Consider the following 963-nt stretch of genomic DNA (forward strand, 5'->3'; position numbering starts at 1 on the left):
CTGCGACGACCAGGCCACAGGGGTCTCTCACCCCCATCCGCACACACAGCGCCTCATGGCGCACACGCACAACGTGGAACGGGTCCATCACGGCGGCGGCCTGGGGCAGCTCCTCTTCGGCGGCAGTTTTGAAGCCGGTGAAGCCGTCCATCGCCACTACTTCGACTTTGTCCCGCCAGGCTTGGTCGCGTTCAGCCAGCCAAGTCTTGAAAACCTGCTTGGAGCGGCCCTCGACCATGTCCAGCAGCCTGGCCGGCCCGGTTCCGGTCCGTAGCGGGGTGAGGTCGATGATCACGGTGACGTACTTGTCCCCACCCCGGGTGTGGCGCCACACGTGCTCATCGACGCCGATCGTGGTCACGTTGTCGAACCGGTGGGGGTCGTTGATCAGCAGCCGCTTGCCCTCAGCCAGCACTGCATCGTTGGCGGTGTTCCACCGCACCCCCAACGATTCGGCGACTCGGGCCACGGTCAGGTGCTGGATCACCAGAGCCTCCAGGGCCCATCGCAGGCCTCGGCGGGAGAGCTTGGCCCGTGGCTGGGCCGCTTGGGTGGTGTCTTGTCGCCATACGTGGGCACATTCGGCACACCGGTAGCGGCGGACCGTGATCTGCAGCGTGGTGGGCCGCCAGCCCAACGGCTCGTGGGCCAGCCGGCGGATCACGGTGCCCCGCGGGGTGCCTGGGGATCCGCAGCGATGGCACCAGTCATCGGGTTCGACCACGCGGCAGGCAAGCATCACACGCCGCGGTTCAAGGCGCTGGCCAGTGGCTTCGAGGCCGAGCTCATCAAGGCGGGCGAAGCTCGTCAGGTCAGGGGTGTTGAAGGTAGCGTCAGGCACGTCGAGGTCTTCCAGATGGGTTGTGTAGGAACTTCCATCATCGGAAGGCCTCGACCCTAATCCGACGACCGACGCGCCCATCCGCCCCCAGTCCGGGGTTACACCCTCAATTGTGAAGAGCC

At 66.3% G+C, this 963-nt stretch carries 1 protein-coding gene; it reads right to left on the reverse strand.

Annotated elements, in window-relative coordinates:
- Nucleotides 1-841, reverse strand: an 841-nt coding sequence (locus tag FEF26_RS15495) for an ISL3 family transposase (RefSeq protein WP_138254425.1), incomplete at its 3' end; no start/stop codon positions are given.
- Nucleotides 842-963 lie beyond the last annotated feature (122 nt).

It is taken from the genome of Nesterenkonia salmonea (assembly GCF_005771525.1).
Taxonomy (GTDB): Bacteria; Actinomycetota; Actinomycetes; order Actinomycetales; family Micrococcaceae; genus Nesterenkonia; species Nesterenkonia salmonea.